The organism is Geobacillus sp. 46C-IIa (genome assembly GCF_014679505.1).
In the GTDB taxonomy this organism is placed as follows: Bacteria; Bacillota; Bacilli; order Bacillales; family Anoxybacillaceae; genus Geobacillus.
Genome location: NZ_CP061474.1, coordinates 2487018 through 2505894, shown reverse-complemented (window position 1 = coordinate 2505894; position 18877 = coordinate 2487018). Strand labels below are relative to the sequence as shown.

Below are 18877 nucleotides of genomic sequence, written 5' to 3'. Positions count from 1 at the left end.
CATAAAGCGTGCTTGGCCGAGGCACGATAAGAAAAAATGTGGAAGGAGGATCGATGTGACTGACATCGCATTCCCGGTTGCCCGCCTTCATGACGGGACGCTTCGCCAGCTGCAGCAGTTGGAGCAACGGCTGCGCGAAGAGACGGGGGAAGAAATTGTGCTTGTCGCTTATCAACGGAAAACGGTAGATGAAGGGGAGACGAACCGATGATGAAACGAAAAGTGAAATTCGATGCAGCGAAAAACAACAATAAAACACCGACCGAGAGCCTGCCGGATACGGAATTTGCTGCGCAATACGCCGGCGAAGAAGACATGATTCGCGGCGCGAACCGCAATTCGAAAAAAGGACGCCAAGGAGGCGGAGATGGGTAACGATAAGAAGGAGCGGTCTGCCCAACTAAATGAAGAAATGGCGTTTGAATGGGGCGATTTTGCTGCCCATCAGCCCATTTGGCTGATGGAAGAGCAAAAACGGGCGAAGGGAAAGGAAATAAAAAAGGAAGACCCACCGCGGTGAGGGGGCTGGCTGCCAGCCGCTTTTACAGCGGGGCAAGCGAAAAAATAAGGACGCCGGAACCGGCGTTCTTTTTTCGTGCCATGAATGGGCAGCTCCCGTTTGCGAATGAATGGAATGTGGCGAAACAGCAGCGGTGATGTGAAATGCGGCTTCATCGATTCAGGGAAACCAGCCAGCCGTTGATTATCCCGAATCGGGAACATCCGCACGTGCTGACGTAAGTATTCGGTAAGCGGGTGCTCAATGGAAAAGAAAAGCACTGACAACACTCCGGACGTAAGGAAACGAAGGGTTGTCAGCGCTTGTTTACTGGCCTCCGTTTTCATGGACAAGCGGCCGGCCATGACAAGAAGCCGAGCTCCGGTCTAAGCCGACGCCGAAGAAACCGACAACGCTGAAAGCGGCGCGGAAAACAGCGTCGCACCGGCACCGGACGGGTCGAAGTAGGCGACGATGACGGTTGGAGTAAACGAGAGCTGCTTTTTGGCCGTGTAGCGGCCGACATCAACCGGCACGATTTCAACGACCGTATGTTTGAATAGCTCTTTTTCTCCGAGCCCAAGGGCGGCAAAATCCGCTCCGAGCGCCTCAGGGCGCTCAAGCAGTGCTCGGTAGACGGCCGCGCGCGTCGTTTTCTCCGTTTTTTCGTCCCACCACGGCTTGCGCGGCTTATAGTTTTGGTTGTGCAAGTAGTCGTATTTCATGAGCGATTCGGCGATAGGCAAAGCGTCTGGCGCACATGTGCGCAAAAACTCATGCAGACGGCGGAACAGGTCTTCTAACTGGTGGCCGATGCGCGCCCAGCCGCGTTCATCCCAATACGTGCCAAACTGTTGGAAAAAGTCAAACGGTGATGGGAAGACGTCAGTGACTAAATATTCAATGGTTTCATCCATCCGATGGGCGTTCCAATACTTCTCGAGCACATCTTCCACTTGCTTGATGCGAATAACGTCCTCAAAGGAAAGAACGTTGTTGCTCAGTATCTCGTACGGCGCATGATCCATATATACATAGCCGTATTCATGGGCGCGCAGGCGCAGCCCGGTGCCGCGCAGCAATTTCAAAAACCCAAGCTGCAGTTCTTCGGGACGAAGGGCGAATACGTCATTGAACGTCTTCCGGAACGAGTCGTAATCTTCTTCCGGCAGCCCGGCGATCAAATCTAAGTGCTGGGCAATTTTCCCGCCTTCTTTAATCATCGTCACCGTCCGCGACAACTTGGCGAAGTTTTGCTTGCGCATGATCAGGCGGTTCACCTCATCGTTCGTTGATTGAACGCCGATTTCAAAGCGGAACAGCCCAGGCGGCGCTTCGTTGTTTAAAAACTCGATCACCTCAGGGCGCATGATGTCTGCGGTAATTTCAAACTGAAACACCGTCCCCGGCACATGCTCGTCAATTAAAAAGCGAAACATGTCCATCGCATAGCTGCGGCTGATGTTGAACGTCCGGTCGACGAACTTGATCGTCCGCGCCCCGTGCTGCATCAAATAGCGCAAGTCGTCTTTGATTTTTTCGCGGTCAAAATAGCGGACGCCGACCTCAATGGACGACAGGCAAAACTGGCAGCTGAACGGGCAGCCGCGGCTCGTCTCGACATAAACGATCCGGTTCGGAAGATGGGGAATGTCTTCTGGAAAGCGAAACGGCGACGGCATGTCAGCAAGGCGGATTTTATTCCGCTGTGGGTTGATGACGATGCGGTCCCCGTCACGAAACGCCAATCCGGCGATGCTGCTTACGTCCCCGCTGCCGTTTAGGGCGAACAGCAGTTGTTTAAACGTTTCTTCCCCTTCGCCGATCACGATAAAATCAAATTCCGGCACTCGTTCCATCCACTCGCGTACGTCGTATGATACTTCCGGTCCGCCGACGACGATCGTCACGTCCGGCGCCGCTTTTTTTAACATTTTTACGACTTTGATCGTTTCTTCAATGTTCCAAATGTAGCAGCTAAAGCCGACGACATCAGGCCGCCGCTGGTACAAGTCGGTGACGATGTTCATGGCCGGATCTTTGATCGTATATTCAACGAGCTTGACGTCAAACTCCGGCTGGGCGTATGCTTTCAAATAGCGAATGGCTAAGTTCATATGGATGTATTTCGCGTTTAAGGTCGTGCAGATAATGTTCATTGAAATGAAAACCCCTTTTAACATTCGTACTAACCCTTCATTATAGCGCAGTTTAACCAAATGAAAAAGAAGAAAAACTTGTCGAACGTTGCGGAAAAGATTTTTGCAAAATCTTCGTAAATGAAGGAAGGAGTAAATTTTTCCACATAGAATATATATTTAGTTGATATGGTTTGAATAGACAAGGAGAGATTGATATGGCCCAAAGCCTTTCTCCCCGTGAAGGACAACATGCGACGTCAGACGTGCGGCTGCTTGAAGAGGAAAACCGGCGCCTAAAGGAGCGGTTGAACAGCTATTCGATCATTTTCGAGCGGTCGCTCGATGCGATTGTCATTTTAAATAAAAACGGCGAGTTTGTCGATGTGAACGAAGCGGCGTGCAAGCTGTTTGAAATGGATAAGTTTGCCTTGATCGGCCGTTCCTTCTCTTCATTTTTAGAGCTCGTGCCGCCGGATATTTTGCTGTTTCAGCAATCGATGCTGCAAAAGTTCGGTTCGTTCAGCGATGAACTGCTCATCAAGCTGCCGGACGGCAAGGTGAAGCATGTTGAATTTTCGATGAAAAAGGATGTGTTTAACGAATTTGATTTGGTGATGATGCGCGACGTTTCGGCCCATAAGGCGCTTGAACGCGAGCGAATCATTCACGAATTTCTGTTTAAAGACGTCTTTAACCGCGCGGTCGACGGCATTGTCATTTTCGATGAGTTCGGGCGGTTTATCGATGTGAATCCAGCGTTTTCGATGAGTCTGAACTTGGAAAAAGGAAAGTTGCTGAATTTGTCGTTTCAGCAGTTTGTCGCCCGTGAATGCGCCGATGAGTTCGCCCGTCTGTTGTCGGAAGTGAAGGAAAAAGGGACGGCCAAAGGCGAGCTGTCGCTTGTCCGCCTCGACGGAACGGTGAAAATGTTCGAGCTGACGGCGACGTCGAACGTTTACAGCGGCTTTTATATGGCCATTATGCGCGATGTGACCGAACGGAAAAACATGGAGATTAAATTGCAAAAAAGCGAAGAACGATTCCGGGCCATTTTTGAGCAGGCGCATGAAGCGATTCTCATTTGGGACGATTTCGGTTACATACTTAACGCCAATCCGGCGGCGAGCCGGACGTTTGAGCTGCCTTTGAACTTGCTTGTGCGCCGCAATTTGCTTGATTTTGTGCAATATGGGGATGAAAAGGTGAAACGCATTTTCAGCGAGTTCCGCCGCAAAGGGGAAATTCGCGATGAATTGACGTTCCATATGCCGAACGGCGAGGATAAGCAGCTCGAGTTTACGATGAAAAAAGGGGCGATCGACGGTTATCATTTGACGATTTTCCGCAATGTGAGCGAGCGGCGGAAAATCGAACGTGAGCTGCGCGAAAGCGAGCAAAAGTTCCGCAGTATTTTTGACCATGCGATGGACGGCATTTTGCTGTGGGATGAGAAGCATCGCATCATCGACGCCAATCCGATCGCGTGCGACTTTTTCGCTGCCGCAAAAGAAACGTTGCTCGGTCAAACGGTGATGGAGCTTGTTCCAGAGCGGGCGCGCCGCCAGCTGAATAAGCTCCTCCAGCAATGCCAGCGCGCCGGCGAGGCGAACGGCGAAGTCGAGTTTTCCGATGAAGAAAAGGGGAAAATCGTTGAGTTTTCATTGAAAAAAGAAGTCATTCCTGGCGTAGGGATGATGAGGTTTCGCGATGTTACGGAGCGCAAAGAAATGGAGCTGCAGCTGCGCAAATCGGATACGCTCAATGTCGTCGGCGAGCTGGCTGCGGGCATCGCCCATGAAATCCGCAACCCGATGACGGCGTTAAAAGGCTTTATCCAGCTGCTGCAAGGCAGCATTGAAGGCGACTATTCGATGTACTTTAATGTCATTATGTCGGAGTTGAAGCGGATCGAGTCGATCATCACCGAGTTTCTCGTCTTGGCCAAACCGCAGGCGGTGCAATACAAGCAAAATGATATTTGCAAAATTATGCAAGATACGATCGATTTGATCAGCGCTCAGGCGATGATGCATAACGTGCAAATCATTGCTGATTTTGACCGCGGGCTGCCGCCGGTGTATTGTGAGCCGAATCAGCTGAAGCAAGTGTTCATTAACATTTTGAAAAATGCCATTGAGGTGATGCCAAAAGGCGGGGATATTACGGTGCGCATCGCCCGTGACGGCTGCCATGTGCGCATCTCGATCACCGACCAAGGGTGCGGCATCCCGAAAGATAAAATTAAAAAGCTCGGCGAGCCGTTTTATACGACAAAAGAGCGCGGCACCGGGCTCGGCTTGATGGTCAGCTATAAAATTATCGAAGAACATCAAGGGAAAATTGACGTGGAAAGCGAGGTCGGCGTTGGCACGACGTTTCATATTACGCTGCCGATCGAACGAACGGAAAGAGAGGACAACGATGACGATTGATTATGCAGTATACCGTTCAGAGCTGTTCGGCGACATTTACATCGCTTCTGACGGCGACGCGATTGTGAAAGTCGAACTGTTTTCGGAAGAATGGCGCGCGTTTGCGAGCGGGCATCCGGTTGTAGAAAAACGGTCGCCGCTTTTGGAACGCGCGCTTGTGCAGTTGGATGAATATTTCCACGGCCGCCGCCAATCATTCGATTTGCCGCTCCAATGGCAAGGCACGGCTTTTCAACAAGACGTGTGGGCGGCGCTTTGCCGCATTCCGTATGGAGAAACGGCGACCTACGCCGACATTGCCGCACAAATCGGCCGTCCGAAAGCGGTGCGCGCCGTCGGACAGGCGAACCGGGCGAATGAACTGGCCATTGTCGTTCCGTGCCATCGCGTGGTCGGCAAAAACGGCGCCTTGACCGGCTATGCCGGAAGCCGCATCGACGTGAAAGCGAAGCTGTTGGAGCTGGAGCGGCGCTATAAATAGGTGGATGGGAATAGGACGGGATAAAAAACACCGCCGCCCCTGGGACTCGAGTCCACAGGGGCGGGATCGGGCGTTATTTTTTTTGCCAATGCGACAAGGCGAGGGCGCCGACTAAAATGGCGCCTTTAATAATGTCTTGGGCGTAGTACGGGACGTTTGCCATCGTCAAGCCGTTCAACAACACCCCCATCAAAATCGAGCCGAACAACGTGCCGATGACGTTCGGTTTGCCGGCGCCAAAGACGGAAAAGCCGATGTAGGCGGCAGCGACGCCGTCCATCAAAAATGAGGCCCCAGCTGATACTTGTCCGGTGCCAATGCGCGAAGCGAGGACGATGCCGCCTAGGGCGGCAAAAAAGCCGCTGATGATGTACGCATATGTCCGGTAACGGTTCACCGGAATCCCCGACAGCCTTGCCGCTTCCCGGTTTTCCCCCGTCAAATAAAAGAGGCGCCCCGGTTTGGTGTATGTCAAAAACAAATGGGCAGCAATGACGACGAACAGCATCAGCAAAACGGAAAACGGCACGCCGAACAGCTCTCCTTGGCCGATAAATAAAAAGGAAGGAATGAATTTGCCCGGCGCCGTGCCGCCGTCTGGCAAGGGCATGTCGTTGTAAATCGAAAATCCTTTCGTATACGTGAGCTGCACGCCGTTGATGGCATACATGGTCGCTAAGGTGGCGAGCAAATCAGGCAATTTGAATTTGACGATCAAGAGCGAATTGAGCAGTCCGACGGCGATGCCGAGCAAAAGCGGCACGAGCAAGGTGACGAAGATTTCTTGGCGGTGCAAGACAAGCGCCGCCGCACTGGCGATCGTCGCAAGGCTGACCGTTGACCCGACCGATAAATCGAAGCCGTCAACGATCAGCGAAAACGTAATGCCGATCGCCACGAGCGTCACGATCGAAATCGAGCGCAAAATGTCGCTGAAGTTTTCATACGTGAAAAACCGGTCTTGCGTGACGCTAAAATAGGCGATCACGGCCAGAATGGCCAACAATGTCCCATGTTTATACAAAAACTCAAGAATAGACGGCGCCGTTTTTTTCGACGGCGTCGCGGAAACGGCCGGCTGATTCATGGATCTCACCTCCGCTGCAATAATAAACAAGCTGCTCGTACGTGAGTTCAGCGGCCGGCAGGCGGGCGAGCAGCCGACCGTCGACCATAATATAGATGGTGTCGCAAACCTCGAGCAGCTCATGACATTCGCTTGAAAAGTACAGCACGGTCTTCCCTTCATCAGCGAGGGCGCGGATGATGGAAAAGACGTCTTGTTTCGCGTGAACATCGATCCCTTTCGTCGGTTCATCAAACAAAAAGACGCGCGCGTTCGTGTTCAGCCATTTGCCGATCACGACTTTTTGCTGGTTGCCGCCGCTCAAATGGCGGACGGCGGTCGCTGCCGACGGCGGATGGATGGCGAGCGAGCGAACGAGGGTATTGGCGGCCTCCGCTTCTTGTGCCCGATTGATCCATTGCCAGCGCGCCAGGCGGGAAAGAAGGCGCACGGTGATGTTCGCCCGCACCGATTCGGGCAAAAACAGCCCTTGCTTGCGCCGTTCTTCGGGAATGAGGCAAAGTCCGGCTTCGATGGCTTCATAGGGTGACGAGAACACATAGCGCCGGCCATCGATTTCCCATTCGCCCGCCGTCTTTCGATGGGCGATGAGGCTTTCAGCAAGCTCCGTTTTGCCGGCGCCGACCAAGCCGGCGATGCCGACAATTTCCCCGCGATGGGCGTATAGGTCGATGGTTGTGCCGGTTTTGTCAATCGTGATTCCGCGAGCGGCAAAGGCGATGTCGCCTCCGTACGTGCGCGCCTGTTTGGCAGAGGTTCTTCGCTTCGTCCCGGTCATATGAAGGACGATGTCTTCAAGCGCCAAGCTGCAGGCGCCTTGATAGACGACGCGTCCGTCGCGCAAAATCGTCAGCCGATCAGCGATTTCTTGCACTTCTTTCAGCTTATGTGAAATATAAATAAAGCCGACGCCTTGCTGTTTCAGTTCATGAATGATGGCAAACAGCCGTTTCGTTTCCGCCTCGCTCAGCGCGGCGGTCGGTTCGTCCAAAATGATGTAGCGCGCGTTTGACGACAACACTTTTGCCAGCACGATGAGCTGTTTTTCATGGAGCGAACAGTCGCGCACGAGCTTTGTCGGCGGGATGGAAAGGCCGACGCGGCGAAGCAGAGCGGCGGCCCGCTCTTTTTCTTGGCGCAGCGAGCGGATCGGCCGGTTCTTCACATCAGCGAGCTCGTCAGCCGCCAAGTTTTCGTAAACAGGCAGGCCGGGAAACAGCGCTGTGTCCACTTCTTGCACGACAAGGCCAATGCCGGTCTGCTTGGCTTCACGCGGCGACGAAAACGCGCATGGGGCGCCGTCGATCGTGATCGTGCCGGCGTCCGGCGGAACGGCGCCGGCCAACATGTTCATCAGCGTGCTTTTGCCGGCGCCGTTCATGCCTAAAAGGGCGTGGACTTCGCCCGGACGAACGTCGAAGTCCACGCCGTCAAGCACGCGCACGGCGCCAAACGATTTTTTCATGCCCCGCATTGCCAACCCGTTCATTTTTTGTTCACCTGAGCTTCCAACGTTTTCATCCACGGTGAGATGGCGACGTTCGATTGCCCCCAACCCGGGATGTATTGCGAGAGATCGCTCATCGATACTTGTTTGTCCGGCAGGTCAGACCGTTTCACTAAATGCGGCTCGAGCGAGTAAATGTTCGGCGTTTTTTCACCAGCAATTTTTTGGTAGGCGAAGCGAACTTGAACGCGGCCGACTTCCGCCGGATCCGTCGCCGTCGTCGCGACCCATGGGCTGTTCGGTTTTTGGATCATTTGCAAGTCTTCGTCGCTTAAATCGATGCCGTACACTTTAATTTCCGTGCGCCCGGCTTGTTCGATGGCGCGCGTCGCCCCTTTGGCGAACTCGTCCCATGTGGCGAAGACGGCATCGATGTCGCCTTTATTCGGATATTTTTTCAAAATGGCCTCCATTTGCGTTTGCGTGTCCAGCGCGGTGTTGGCGCTCGCTGTGCCGAACTTGGCGACTTCTTTTATGTTCGGGTAGCGCTTTTTAAATGCGTCGTAAATGACATGACGTCGCTCCATCGGCGTGAAGCCGCCGACCCAAATCGTGACGATTTCACCTTCGCCGTTTAAGTCTTCCGCAAGTGTCTTTAACGTTTTCCAAGCGAGGCTATAGTCGTCTTGGTCGATGACGGTGACGCCCGGAATGTTCAAATCGTTGTCAAACGCCACAACCGGGATGCCTTTGGCGACGGCTTTTTTCACCGGCCCTTCGAGCGCATCGGCGCGGCCATGGTCAAGCAAAATGGCGTCGACGTTTTGCGTAATGGCCGTTTCAACGTATGATGCCATCTTCGTCAAATCGTTGTCGGCGTTGTAAATTTGCACTTCGCCGCCGAACTTTTGCACTTGTTCTTTCACGCCGGCGATGTATTGCGAGGAGAATGTGCCGATCGACATTTGCATGATGGCGGCGATTTTGACCGGTTTTTTCAGTTTTTCCGGAATGGCCGCCTGTTCGCTGCCTGCGGCTGTCGCGTTGTCGGTTGCTGTTTCATTGTTCGTTGTCCTCGTTTCGTTGGCTGGCTTGGCGCTCATGGCATCTTGCTCATTTGTGCAGCCGGCTAAGATGGAGAACACAACAAAGAAAAGAAGAAAAAGGAACGATAAGGCCTTAAATCGTTTCATGGTGCTCCTCCTTTGCGAATAACGATGGCAGCGCCGTTTCGTAACGGCCGCGGACGATGCCTTTTTCGGTAATGATAGCGGTAATGAGCTCGTTTGGCGTGACGTCAAACGCCGGGTTGTACACGTTGACGCCTTCTGGGGCGATGCGCACGCCGGCTAGATGGGTCACTTCATCCGGATGGCGCTCTTCAATCGGGATGTCCGCCCCTGTTTTTGTCTTGATGTCGATCGTTGACAGCGGGGCAGCGACGTAAAACGGAATGCCGAACGATTGGGCGAGCAAAGCGAGGCCAAACGTGCCAATTTTGTTCGCTGTATCGCCGTTTCGCGCGATCCGGTCGGCGCCGACGATGATGGCGTTAATGTGTTTCGCCTTGAGCGTTTGGGCCGCCATGTTGTCGGTAATGAGCGTCACATCGACGCCCGCCTGCATGAGCTCCCATGTGGTCAGGCGCGCTCCTTGCAACACCGGCCGCGTTTCTAGGGCGTAAACGGACAGCTCGATTCCTTTTTCTTTTGCCAAATAAAACGGGGCGAGCGCCGTTCCGTAGCGGGCGGTGGCGATCGAACCGGCGTTGCAAATCGTCATCACCCGGCCTCCCGGACGGAAAAGGGACAAGGCGTATTCGCCGATGCGGCGGCACACCTCCTCATCTTCGATTTGGATGCGGATCGCTTCGTGAATGAGCGTTGTTTTCGCCTCATTGACGGAAGCGGCGCTTTTCGCGGCGGCGACGAGCCGGTCGAGCGCCCAAAACAAGTTGACGGCCGTCGGGCGGGCGCTGGCTAAGTAGTCGCGGTCTTGTTGTAAGCGGCGCTGAAATTCGTCCACTGATTCGGTTTCATAGCGCGAGGCGGTGAGCGCCAAGCCGTAAGCGGCTGTGATGCCGATCGCCGGCGCCCCGCGCACTTTCAACGTCGCGATCGCATCATGGACGTCTTCGATCGTCTGGAGTTTGATATATTCGGTTACGGATGGCAATTTTTGTTGGTTTAAAATCGTCACATGCGTCTCATGCCATTCGACTGAGCGCGGGATGACAAATGTGCTCATCGTCGTCTTCCTTTCTCGATTGGTGGATTGGCCCGGGCTGGCGTTGGACAGCCGACCCGGGCAGGGGTGTCATCGTTCCGTTTCGACGAACAGGCGGCGGAAGCCGTCCGTTCCCGCCAGTTCGGCGCGCTCAACGATCAGGCGGCGGCCGAGACGGAGCGCGTGCCGTTTCGCAGCGAGCCGCTCGTCTTTTTGTTCAATGCCGTCGAGATCCGCCACATGGGCGAGGCCGATCGTCCGGCGGATGACCTCGCAACCGGCAAAACCGACAGCGTCAACGAACGCCTGCCGCAGCACCTCATCAAGCAGTCCGGGCGTCGCGGCGTACGTTTCGACGTTTTCGGTGCGCCAAAGCTCTGAGAATACAGACGTAAAAACGTCCCACGTCCGGTCGATATGATCAAAGAGCGGACGGCGCTCCGATTCAGGGCGGGACAACGCATTTAACAGCAAGTTGGCGAAAAATTGGCCAAGGTCAAATCCGATCGGGCCGTAAAAGGCGAATTCCGGGTCGATCACTTTCGTTTCGTCGTCGCTGGCGAAAATGCTGCCAGTGTGCAAGTCCCCGTGCAGCAGTACATCCGCTTCAGTTAAAAACTTGCGCTTCAGCTTCGCTGCTTCGAGGCGGAGGCGGTCATCTTCCCAAAGCGCTTCAACGTTTGGGCGCAATTCGTCTTCAAAGTTGTTCGTGTCATGGTCGAAAAAGGGATCGGTAAAGACGAGATCTTCCGTAATTTTGCATAGCTCTGGATTGACAAAGCTTTGCGCCAGCTTCTTTTTCTCTTGTTGATTCATGCCGAAATCAGACGTGTAAAACGCTGTTTTAGCGATGAATTCGCCGATATGCCGGGACAAAAGCGGGTACGTTTTCCCTTCGATCAGCCCTTTGCGGGCGATTTGCAAGTGGGATAAATCTTCCATCACTGTGATGGCGAGCGATTCGTCAGAGTAGTAGACGTTTGGCACATATTGCGGCACATAGCTGGCAAACGTGCGCAGCGCGTTGCTTTCAATGACCGCGCGTTTTAATGTGAGCGGCCAGCTTTCACCGACGACTTTCGCGTACGGCAGCGCTTGTTTGATAATGATGCCTTGCTTTGTCTCTTGGTCGACGATATGAAACACTAAGTTTAGGTTGCCGTCGCCGATCTCGCGGCACAGAAGCGGCGCCCCGTCGCGGAACAAGCCGAGGCGGACGGCGAGGGCGGTCGCTTTTTGTTCGGTGAGCGGTTCGTAAACAGCTGACTGGACAATCGTCATTTTCACGTTCCCCCTTTAGGTTTTGACAAATGAAAAAGCCTCTTTCGCATACGGAAAGAGGCTTGAAGATGCATCGTCTTCGCGCCTCTTATCTTTCAGAAAGACGGGCGTCTTTCTGTTGGACTTAGCACCGTGCCCTGCGGAAGCGGGTCGCTTCCGGCGCCGCTGATGCGTGCGCCCTATCTCACGATAGCATTACGGTCGGTTGCTGGGCTTCATTGGGCCAATTCCCTCAGCCAACTCTTGATAAGAGTACCGATCTGGCTATTGAGTTTTTGCAATTTTCACGATGTTAGCAATCGTTTGGTTGCTTGATTCGAATGATACAGGTTGGGCAGGCGGATTGTCAATACGTTTTGAAAAATTTTTTTGCCGCTTCGTCGTAATCGCGCGGCCGGCGGTCGGCAAACACCGGGATGCGCGCACGGACATCTTTAACGAGCGCCGGGTCGATGTCCGCTAGAAGAACGCCCGGCTTTTCATCGGCCTCGGCGATGATTTCGCCCCACGGGTCGACGATGAGCGAATGGCCGGCAAAGACGTTGTTCGGGTCGCTTCCGGCTCGATTGCAGGCGACGACATAGCATTGGTTTTCAATCGCCCGCGCCATCAACAACGTCCGCCAATGGTGAAGGCGGGGAAGCGGCCATTCGGCGACGACAAACAGCACTTCCGCTCCGGCTAAGGCGTGAGTGCGAATCCATTCCGGAAAGCGGATGTCATAGCAAATGACTCCGGCGCACGACAGCCCGTCAAGCGAAAACAAGCCTGGCTCGTTTCCCGGCTGCAAATACAAATGCTCATCCATCAGTTGGAACAGATGAAGTTTGCTATATTCACTGACGATTTGGCCGCTTCGGTCGGCGACAATCATCGTGTTCGTCACACCGGCAGCGGTTTTTTTGGCGACTGAGCCGGCGACGAAATGGACGCCGTATGTTTGCGCTAGGCGGGAGGCGAACGCTTTCGTCCGCTCGGCATGGTCATCGGCAATTTCGTCCAAGCGCGTCAAGTCATAGCCGGTCGTCCATAGTTCCGGAAGCACGACGATGTCGGCTCCTTCGTTGGCGGCGGATTGCACGGCTTTTTCGGCTTGCTGTTCATTCGTTTGAGGATCGCCAAACGCGATATCGAGTTGGAGGCAAGCGATGCGGATGGTCATTGTTTTTCACCTCAATGAAAAAATTTGCTTTACATTTTGCTTTTTACGATATATGATTTTGCACTAGAATTTCAAGAATTTTTGAGAAGGTGTGGGCGATGACGATCGAATTTCCTTTTTCCGAACTGCTTGAACAGCTGCCGAAGCAGTTTTTTGCTTCGCTTGTCGCCAAAGTGGGAGAGAAAATCAAGGCCGGGCATGATGTCATTAATTTAGGGCAAGGCAATCCGGACCAGCCGACGCCTAGGCATATCGTTGAGGCGATGCAACGGGCGGCGGCCAATCCGAAGTACCATAAATATTCGCCGTTTCAAGGCTACTCCTTTTTGAAAGAAGCCGTTGCTGCGTTTTATGCGCGCGAATACGGAGTTGAGGTTGATCCGACCCGCGAAGTCGCCATTTTGTTTGGCGGCAAGGCCGGGCTTGTTGAGCTGCCGCTTTGCCTCGTCAACCCGGGCGATGTGGTGCTCGTCCCGGACCCGGGCTATCCGGATTACTGGTCGGGAATCGCGCTCGCCCGCGCACGGATGGAAATGATGCCGCTTGTCGCCGAGCAGCAATTTTTGCCCGATTACAGCGCCATTCCGGCAGCGGTCGCCGATCAGGCCAAACTGATGTTTTTAAATTATCCGAACAACCCGACCGGTGCGACGGCGACGAACGAGTTTTTCGCCGAGACGGTGGCGTTCGCCGCCAAGCACGGCATTGCCGTCGTGCACGACTTTGCCTATGGGGCGATCGGTTTTGACGGCAAAAAGCCGGTCAGCTTCCTCGAAGTTGACGGGGCGAAAGACGTCGGGGTTGAAATTTACACGTTTTCGAAAACATACAATATGGCCGGCTGGCGCGTCGCGTTTGCCGTCGGCAACGAGCGGATCATTCGGGCGCTTGAGCTGCTGCAAGATCATTTGTATGTCAGTTTGTTCGGCGCCGTCCAGGAAGCGGCGGCCGCAGCGCTTCTCGGCCCACAAGATTGTGTCAAAGAGCTTGTCGCGCTGTATGAAGCGCGCCGCAATACGTTCATCTCTGCCCTGCGCGGCATCGGCTGGGAAGCACCGGCGCCGTCCGGTTCGTTTTTCGCCTGGCTCCCCGTACCGAAAGGATGGTCGTCCGCCGAGTTTGCCGATGTGCTCCTTGAGCGGGCGCATGTCGCCGTCGCTCCGGGTATCGGCTTTGGCGAGCACGGCGAAGGATATGTGCGCGTTGGCTTGTTGACTGATGAAGCGCGGCTCTGTGAAGCAGCCGAACGGATCGGACGTCTCGGGCTGTTTTGAAAAAAATGATTGACAACGGGGGCAAAGGCTGTCATAATTCAAAGTAAATTTGCCATACTCGCCAAAATCGTTTGACAAATGCATAGTTACGCAAGCATTCTTATCAAGAGCAGGCGGAGGGACGAGCCCGATGAAGCCCGGCAACCGGCTTGGCACATCCAAGCACGGTGCTAATTCTTGCAGCGGAAACGCTGAGAGATAAGAAGAGTGCCATAGACGAATGATGCCTCTTCTTATGAAGAGGCTTTTTTCTTTGGAAAGAGGGATGAATGATGAGTGCAGTGATGGCAACGTATTTGCTTCATGACGAGAAAGACATTCGCAAAAAGGCAGAAGGGATCGCGCTCGGCTTGACGGTCGGGACGTGGACCGACTTGCCGGCGTTGGAGCAGGAGCAGCTTCGCAAACATAAAGGCGAGGTCGTCGCTATTGAAGAGCTTGGCGAAAGCGAGCGGACGAACGCGTATTTCGGCAAGCGGCTGAAGCGGGCGATCGTCAAAATCGCCTATCCAACGGTCAACTTCAGCGCCGATTTGCCGGCGCTCTTGGTGACGACGTTCGGCAAGCTGTCGCTTGATGGGGAAGTGCGGCTGCTGGATCTTGAGTTTCCGGACGAGTGGAAGCGGCAATTCCCAGGGCCGCGGTTTGGCATCAGCGGTATTTGCGAAAAAGTCGGGGTGCATGACCGCCCGCTGTTGATGAGCATTTTTAAAGGCATCGTCGGCCGCGATTTGGCGTATTTGACGTCCGAATTGAAAAAACAGGCGCTTGGCGGCGTCGACTTAGTCAAAGATGACGAAATTTTGTTTGACAGCGAGCAGCTGCCGTTGGAAAAGCGGATCACGGAAGGAAAGGCCGCGCTTCGGGAAGCGTACGAACAAACGGGCAAACGGACGCTGTATGCCGTCAACTTGACCGGCAAAACGTTTGAACTGAAAGAGAAAGCGAAACGGGCCGCCGAGCTTGGCGCCGACGTGCTGTTGTTCAACGTGTTCGCCTACGGGCTTGATGTGTTGCAAGGGCTGCGTGAGGATGAGAACATCACCGTGCCGATCATGGCTCATCCGGCGTTTAGCGGCGCGATCACGCCGTCTGAGTTTTACGGGGTCGCCCCGTCGCTGTTGCTCGGCAAGCTGTTGCGGCTCGCTGGGGCTGATTTCGTCCTGTTCCCGTCGCCGTACGGCAGCGTCGCTCTCGAGCGCGAACAGGCGCTTGGCATCGCCCGGGCGCTCACCGATGAACAGGAGCCGTTTGCGCGGGCGTTTCCGGTGCCGTCGGCGGGCATTCATCCGGGGCTCGTGCCGCTTCTTGTCCGCGATTTCGGCCTTGACAGCATCGTCAATGCCGGTGGGGGCATTCACGGCCACCCGGACGGGGCGATCGGCGGCGGGCAGGCGTTTCGCGCTGCCATCGACGCGGCTCTTGCCGGCCGTCTGCTCCGCGAAGCGGCGACAGAAAACGAAGCGCTGCAAAAAGCCATCGACCGCTGGGGCGCGATTGAGGTGGAAGCATGACGAAACAGCTTGTTCTCTTTTGTGATTTTGACGGCACGATTACGGAAAATGACAACATTATTGCGATTATGAAGCAATTCGCTCCACCGGAGTGGGAAGCGTTGAAAGACGACATTCTCGCCGAGCGCATCTCGGTTCAAGAAGGGGTCGGCAAAATGTTTTCCCTCCTTCTGTCGGCGCTGAAAGATGAGATCGTTGACTTTTTGCTTAGCACCGCCCGTTTGCGCGAAGGGTTTCGCGAATTCGCCGCTTGGACGAAAGAGCAGGGCATTCCGCTCTATGTGGTGAGCGGCGGGATCGACTTTTTTGTCTACCCGCTGCTTGACGGGATAATCGAACGAGAGCGCATTTTTTGCAATGGCTCCGATTTCAGCGGCGAGACGATCCGCATCACATGGCCGCACGCGTGCGACAGCGAGTGCCAAAACGGCTGCGGCTGCTGCAAGCCGTCGCTTCTTCGGAAGCTGGCCCACCCGAACGGGTATCATGTCGTCATCGGCGATTCGATTACCGATTTAGCGGCGGCAAAACAAGCAGATTACGTGCTGGCGCGCGATTTTCTGCTCAAAAAATGCCAAGCGCTCGATTTGCCCCATGCGCCGTTTGCGACGTTTTTTGATGTGATGGATCATTTGCAGCAGATGGAGGTGACGGCATGAGCATCGTCGTGCAAAAATGGAACGAGCTCGCCGAGGTGAAGGCCGAGCTTGCCGCCCGTGACTGGTTTTTCGCTACAAGCGGCAATTTATCGATCAAAGTGACAAACGATCCACTCACCTTTCTTGTCACTGCCAGCGGCAAAGATAAACGGAAGCAGACAGACGAAGATTTTCTGCTTGTTGACGCCGCTGGCCGACCAGCGGAGAAAACACATGTAAAGCCGTCAGCCGAGACGCTGTTGCATACGAAAATTTATGGGCAGACGAACGCTGGCTGCGTGTTGCACGTCCATACGGTCGACAACAACATCATTTCCGACGTGTACGCCCAAAACGGGGAAGCGGTTTTTTTCGGCCAGGAAATCATTAAAGCGTTCGGTATTTGGGAAGAAAATGCCGAGGTGCGCATTCCGATCATTTACAATTACGCCGACATCCCGACGTTGGCCGCCGAATTTGCGAAACATGTCGACGGCGATACGGGCGCGGTATTGATCCAGAACCACGGCATTACCGTCTGGGGACGTACGGCGTTTGAAGCGAAAAAACATTTGGAAGCGTGGGAGTTTTTGTTCAGCTGGCAGGTGAAGCGGCTGCTTCTGCAACGGGCCGCTGTTCCGCTAGTTGACTAACTAATACATTTTTAAAGGGGGCTTTGACGATGGCTGTCATCAAAGTGAAAAAAACGGGTCAAGTAATCGAAGGGGAAGACAATGTCCGCGCCTTTTTAAACAGTCAAGGTGTGTTGTACGAGCATTGGGACATTACGAAACTGCCGGAACATTTGCGCGACAAATATGTGCTCACCGATGAAGAGAAAGAGGAAATTTTGACGACATTTAAAGACGAGATTGAAGACTTGGCAGCGCGCCGCGGCTACAAAACGTGGGACATCGTCGCTTTGTCTGAGGCGACGCCAAACTTGGAAGAGCTGCTGAAAAAATTTGAACAAGTGCACATCCATACGGAAGATGAAGTGCGCGCCATTACGGCCGGCCACGGCATTTTCATCATCAAAGGCGACAAAGAAACCGGTTATTTTGACGTCGAGCTGGAAGCCGGCGATGTCATTTCCGTGCCGGAAGGAAATCCGCACTACTTCACGTTGATGGATGACCGCCAAGTTGTGGCTGTCCGCCTATTTATCGATCCGTCCGGCTGGGTCGCTCATCCGTACGAAGAAAAAGAGGAAGTCAGCCAATAACGAGCATACCCCGTTGCCTGTGCGGCAGCGGGGTTTTTTGTTAAAACGATTCCGTTAGAAAAATCATAAACAAAATACCAATAATAAACGCATATGTCGATGTCCGTTCATTTCCGTCGCCATGGCTTTCGGGAATAAGCTCTTTGTAAATGATAAAAAGCATGGCCCCAGCGGCAAACGCCAATCCGTATGGGACTAAACCACGGAAGAGGGAAGTTAAATAAAAACCGAGCAGCGATGTGATGATTTCGACCGCCCCCGTTAACGTGGCAATCAGAAAGGCTTTGAAGCGGCTGATTTGCTGATTGACTAAAAACAAGGCGACTAAAAATCCTTCCGGCGCATTTTGCAAGCCGATGGCCAACGCGATCAAATTGCCAGTCGTCTCGGCATCGGATGCGTAGCTGACTCCCACCGATAATCCTTCAGGAAGGTTGTGCAACGTAATGGCAGCGATGATGAGCATCGCTTTTTCGTCAAATGGCAAACCGCTTTTTGTATGCTCTAAATCGATATGGGGAACAGTCATCTCGAGCAACGTTAAAATGAGCACGCCAGCCGAAAGGCCGATCGTAAGTGCCCCAAAGCCGCCGATTCGCAGCGCCTCCGGAATAAGGCTCATCATAGACGCCGCCATCATAATGCCGGCGGAAAAAGCCAACAGCACGTCACGCCAACGGTGGGTGAGTGATTTGGCTAAAAACAAAATCGGCACAGCGCCAAGCCCTGTCGATAAGGCAGAAAGCACACTGCCGGCTAACACTTGGTTCATTCGATCCCTCCTCATCTTCCTTTACTTTTTCATATGCGCGAATAATATAAATGTGACAATCGCCCAAGCGCCGCCATATAATAAATTATCATAACGAAATGAACAGACGGTGGCGAGCAAAATGCATAGGCAGCCGGCAAAAACGGTTGCCTGTCTGTTCGCCGTTTCGGTATAATGCAAGTAAGAAACGGTCAATTGTAAAGGGTTGGATGCCATGGAACAGAAAGAGCAGGCGCTTGAGCAATCATTAAAACTGTTTATCGTACTGTCACGGGCGTATCGGTCCGTCAGCGACCAAGTAAACAAATCGATCCACTCGTTCGGGGTGAATCCGACGGAGTTTGCGGTGTTAGAACTGCTATACCATAAAGGCGACCAGCCGCTTCAGCAAATCGGCGAAAAAATTTTGCTCGCCAGCGGCAGCATCACTTACGTTGTCGACAAACTGGAAAACAAAGGGTTGATCGTCCGCCGGGCCTGTGAACGAGACCGGCGCGTCACGTATGCATCGATTACGGAAGAAGGCCGGCGGTTCATTGAGCGCGTCTTTCCGGAACATGCAGAAAAAATTCATGAAACGGTATCAGCGCTCACGGCGGAGGAAAAAGAGCAAGCGATCGCCTTGCTGAAAAAATTAGGATACGGAGCGAAAAACGCCCAGCCAAACAGAGACTGACAGTTCGTCGGTCTCTTTAATT

General features: G+C 53.7%; 20 protein-coding genes and 2 riboswitches. Of the genes, 12 read left to right on the top strand and 8 right to left on the bottom strand.

Features of this window, described 5'->3' with window-relative positions:
• Positions 1-55: 55 nt before the first annotated feature.
• The 4 genes from IC803_RS12405 to IC803_RS12390 are packed head-to-tail and all read left to right on the top strand — an operon-like array spanning position 56 to position 657.
• The gene (locus tag IC803_RS12405) at positions 56-211 is read left to right on the top strand and encodes a hypothetical protein (protein ID WP_184318916.1); all 156 of its coding nucleotides are present in this window, start codon (positions 56-58) and stop codon (positions 209-211) included.
• Positions 208-375 carry a hypothetical protein gene (locus IC803_RS12400; RefSeq protein WP_011230441.1) on the top strand — a complete coding sequence of 56 codons (168 nt, stop codon included), beginning with the start codon at positions 208-210 and terminating at the stop codon, positions 373-375. Before IC803_RS12405 ends, IC803_RS12400 begins: the two co-directional genes overlap by 4 nt.
• Positions 368-520: a hypothetical protein gene (locus IC803_RS12395; protein ID WP_190304205.1), complete on the top strand. Its 153-nt coding sequence runs from the start codon at positions 368-370 to the stop codon at positions 518-520. Before IC803_RS12400 ends, IC803_RS12395 begins: the two co-directional genes overlap by 8 nt.
• Positions 517-657, top strand: coding sequence for a hypothetical protein (locus IC803_RS12390; RefSeq protein ID WP_158083271.1), 141 nt, complete (start codon positions 517-519; stop codon positions 655-657). The genes IC803_RS12395 and IC803_RS12390 overlap by 4 nt, the downstream gene beginning before the upstream one ends.
• A gap of 228 nt (positions 658-885) precedes the next feature.
• On the opposite strand, the gene IC803_RS12385 is transcribed toward IC803_RS12390, so the two are convergent.
• On the bottom strand, positions 886-2658 hold the full coding sequence (locus IC803_RS12385; RefSeq protein ID WP_081207019.1) for a B12-binding domain-containing radical SAM protein: 1773 nt from the start codon (positions 2656-2658) through the stop codon (positions 886-888).
• Between the two features lie 197 nt (positions 2659-2855).
• Between IC803_RS12385 and IC803_RS12380 the strand changes: the two genes are divergently transcribed.
• Together IC803_RS12380 and IC803_RS12375 are read left to right on the top strand one after the other, a co-directional pair.
• Positions 2856-5072 (top strand): PAS domain-containing sensor histidine kinase, encoded by a 2217-nt coding sequence (locus IC803_RS12380; RefSeq protein WP_081206658.1) that lies wholly within the window; start codon positions 2856-2858, stop codon positions 5070-5072.
• Positions 5062-5553 (top strand): methylated-DNA--[protein]-cysteine S-methyltransferase, encoded by a 492-nt coding sequence (locus IC803_RS12375; protein ID WP_081206659.1) that lies wholly within the window; start codon positions 5062-5064, stop codon positions 5551-5553. The genes IC803_RS12380 and IC803_RS12375 overlap by 11 nt, the downstream gene beginning before the upstream one ends.
• 73 nt (positions 5554-5626) lie before the next feature.
• Here the strand turns inward: IC803_RS12375 and IC803_RS12370 are convergent, their stop codons facing one another.
• From IC803_RS12370 to IC803_RS12345, 6 genes are all read right to left on the bottom strand, one after another.
• Complete coding sequence (locus tag IC803_RS12370) at positions 5627-6640, bottom strand: ABC transporter permease (RefSeq protein ID WP_081206660.1); 1014 nt, start codon at positions 6638-6640, stop codon at positions 5627-5629.
• A complete protein-coding gene (locus IC803_RS12365; RefSeq protein ID WP_081206661.1) occupies positions 6582-8129 on the bottom strand; it encodes a sugar ABC transporter ATP-binding protein in 1548 nt (515 codons plus the stop codon). Before IC803_RS12365 ends, IC803_RS12370 begins: the two co-directional genes overlap by 59 nt.
• Positions 8126-9280: a sugar ABC transporter substrate-binding protein gene (locus IC803_RS12360; RefSeq protein ID WP_081206662.1), complete on the bottom strand. Its 1155-nt coding sequence runs from the start codon at positions 9278-9280 to the stop codon at positions 8126-8128. The genes IC803_RS12365 and IC803_RS12360 overlap by 4 nt, the downstream gene beginning before the upstream one ends.
• On the bottom strand, positions 9267-10334 hold the full coding sequence (gene mtnA / locus IC803_RS12355) for an S-methyl-5-thioribose-1-phosphate isomerase (RefSeq protein WP_081206663.1): 1068 nt from the start codon (positions 10332-10334) through the stop codon (positions 9267-9269). Before mtnA ends, IC803_RS12360 begins: the two co-directional genes overlap by 14 nt.
• A gap of 69 nt (positions 10335-10403) precedes the next feature.
• Entirely contained in the window at positions 10404-11594 is a 1191-nt protein-coding gene (mtnK, locus tag IC803_RS12350; protein ID WP_081206664.1) for an S-methyl-5-thioribose kinase, read from the bottom strand.
• Between the two features lie 85 nt (positions 11595-11679).
• A riboswitch (SAM riboswitch) is annotated at positions 11680-11847 on the bottom strand.
• A 93-nt stretch (positions 11848-11940) separates the two neighbouring features.
• Positions 11941-12756 carry a carbon-nitrogen family hydrolase gene (locus IC803_RS12345; protein ID WP_081206665.1) on the bottom strand — a complete coding sequence of 272 codons (816 nt, stop codon included), beginning with the start codon at positions 12754-12756 and terminating at the stop codon, positions 11941-11943.
• Between the two features lie 98 nt (positions 12757-12854).
• Here IC803_RS12345 and IC803_RS12340 point away from each other — a divergent pair, with 98 nt between their 5' ends.
• From IC803_RS12340 to IC803_RS12320, 5 genes are all read left to right on the top strand, one after another.
• Positions 12855-14030 carry a pyridoxal phosphate-dependent aminotransferase gene (locus IC803_RS12340; protein WP_081206666.1) on the top strand — a complete coding sequence of 392 codons (1176 nt, stop codon included), beginning with the start codon at positions 12855-12857 and terminating at the stop codon, positions 14028-14030.
• Positions 14031-14127: 97 nt separating this feature from the next.
• Positions 14128-14235, top strand: a riboswitch (SAM riboswitch).
• Between the two features lie 67 nt (positions 14236-14302).
• Positions 14303-15544, top strand: coding sequence for a 2,3-diketo-5-methylthiopentyl-1-phosphate enolase (gene mtnW / locus IC803_RS12335; RefSeq protein ID WP_081206667.1), 1242 nt, complete (start codon positions 14303-14305; stop codon positions 15542-15544).
• Positions 15541-16203, top strand: coding sequence for a 2-hydroxy-3-keto-5-methylthiopentenyl-1-phosphate phosphatase (gene mtnX, locus IC803_RS12330; protein ID WP_081206668.1), 663 nt, complete (start codon positions 15541-15543; stop codon positions 16201-16203). Before mtnW ends, mtnX begins: the two co-directional genes overlap by 4 nt.
• Positions 16200-16835 (top strand): methylthioribulose 1-phosphate dehydratase, encoded by a 636-nt coding sequence (locus tag IC803_RS12325; protein ID WP_081206669.1) that lies wholly within the window; start codon positions 16200-16202, stop codon positions 16833-16835. The genes mtnX and IC803_RS12325 overlap by 4 nt, the downstream gene beginning before the upstream one ends.
• A 29-nt stretch (positions 16836-16864) precedes the next feature.
• Positions 16865-17407: a 1,2-dihydroxy-3-keto-5-methylthiopentene dioxygenase gene (locus IC803_RS12320; protein ID WP_081206670.1), complete on the top strand. Its 543-nt coding sequence runs from the start codon at positions 16865-16867 to the stop codon at positions 17405-17407.
• Between the two features lie 40 nt (positions 17408-17447).
• Here IC803_RS12320 and IC803_RS12315 read toward each other — a convergent pair whose 3' ends face one another.
• Positions 17448-18179 (bottom strand): ZIP family metal transporter, encoded by a 732-nt coding sequence (locus IC803_RS12315; protein ID WP_081206671.1) that lies wholly within the window; start codon positions 18177-18179, stop codon positions 17448-17450.
• Between the two features lie 214 nt (positions 18180-18393).
• Between IC803_RS12315 and IC803_RS12310 the strand changes: the two genes are divergently transcribed.
• Positions 18394-18855 carry a MarR family winged helix-turn-helix transcriptional regulator gene (locus IC803_RS12310; RefSeq protein ID WP_020959092.1) on the top strand — a complete coding sequence of 154 codons (462 nt, stop codon included), beginning with the start codon at positions 18394-18396 and terminating at the stop codon, positions 18853-18855.
• Positions 18856-18877 lie beyond the last annotated feature (22 nt).

Excerpts from the sequence above, each read along its gene's own strand:
- IC803_RS12400 (WP_011230441.1), top strand. The coding sequence starts at position 208 with ATGATGAAACGAAAAGTGAAATTCGATGCAGCGAAAAACAACAATAAA.
- IC803_RS12395 (WP_190304205.1), top strand. The coding sequence starts at position 368 with ATGGGTAACGATAAGAAGGAGCGGTCTGCCCAACTAAATGAAGAAATG.
- IC803_RS12385 (WP_081207019.1), bottom strand. The coding sequence starts at position 2,658 with ATGAACATTATCTGCACGACCTTAAACGCGAAATACATCCATATGAAC.
- IC803_RS12380 (WP_081206658.1), top strand. The coding sequence starts at position 2,856 with ATGGCCCAAAGCCTTTCTCCCCGTGAAGGACAACATGCGACGTCAGAC.
- IC803_RS12375 (WP_081206659.1), top strand. The coding sequence starts at position 5,062 with ATGACGATTGATTATGCAGTATACCGTTCAGAGCTGTTCGGCGACATT.
- IC803_RS12370 (WP_081206660.1), bottom strand. The coding sequence starts at position 6,640 with ATGAATCAGCCGGCCGTTTCCGCGACGCCGTCGAAAAAAACGGCGCCG.
- IC803_RS12365 (WP_081206661.1), bottom strand. The coding sequence starts at position 8,129 with ATGAACGGGTTGGCAATGCGGGGCATGAAAAAATCGTTTGGCGCCGTG.
- IC803_RS12360 (WP_081206662.1), bottom strand. The coding sequence starts at position 9,280 with ATGAAACGATTTAAGGCCTTATCGTTCCTTTTTCTTCTTTTCTTTGTT.
- mtnA (WP_081206663.1), bottom strand. The coding sequence starts at position 10,334 with ATGAGCACATTTGTCATCCCGCGCTCAGTCGAATGGCATGAGACGCAT.
- mtnK (WP_081206664.1), bottom strand. The coding sequence starts at position 11,594 with ATGACGATTGTCCAGTCAGCTGTTTACGAACCGCTCACCGAACAAAAA.
- IC803_RS12345 (WP_081206665.1), bottom strand. The coding sequence starts at position 12,756 with ATGACCATCCGCATCGCTTGCCTCCAACTCGATATCGCGTTTGGCGAT.
- IC803_RS12340 (WP_081206666.1), top strand. The coding sequence starts at position 12,855 with ATGACGATCGAATTTCCTTTTTCCGAACTGCTTGAACAGCTGCCGAAG.
- mtnW (WP_081206667.1), top strand. The coding sequence starts at position 14,303 with ATGAGTGCAGTGATGGCAACGTATTTGCTTCATGACGAGAAAGACATT.
- mtnX (WP_081206668.1), top strand. The coding sequence starts at position 15,541 with ATGACGAAACAGCTTGTTCTCTTTTGTGATTTTGACGGCACGATTACG.
- IC803_RS12325 (WP_081206669.1), top strand. The coding sequence starts at position 16,200 with ATGAGCATCGTCGTGCAAAAATGGAACGAGCTCGCCGAGGTGAAGGCC.
- IC803_RS12320 (WP_081206670.1), top strand. The coding sequence starts at position 16,865 with ATGGCTGTCATCAAAGTGAAAAAAACGGGTCAAGTAATCGAAGGGGAA.
- IC803_RS12315 (WP_081206671.1), bottom strand. The coding sequence starts at position 18,179 with ATGAACCAAGTGTTAGCCGGCAGTGTGCTTTCTGCCTTATCGACAGGG.
- IC803_RS12310 (WP_020959092.1), top strand. The coding sequence starts at position 18,394 with ATGGAACAGAAAGAGCAGGCGCTTGAGCAATCATTAAAACTGTTTATC.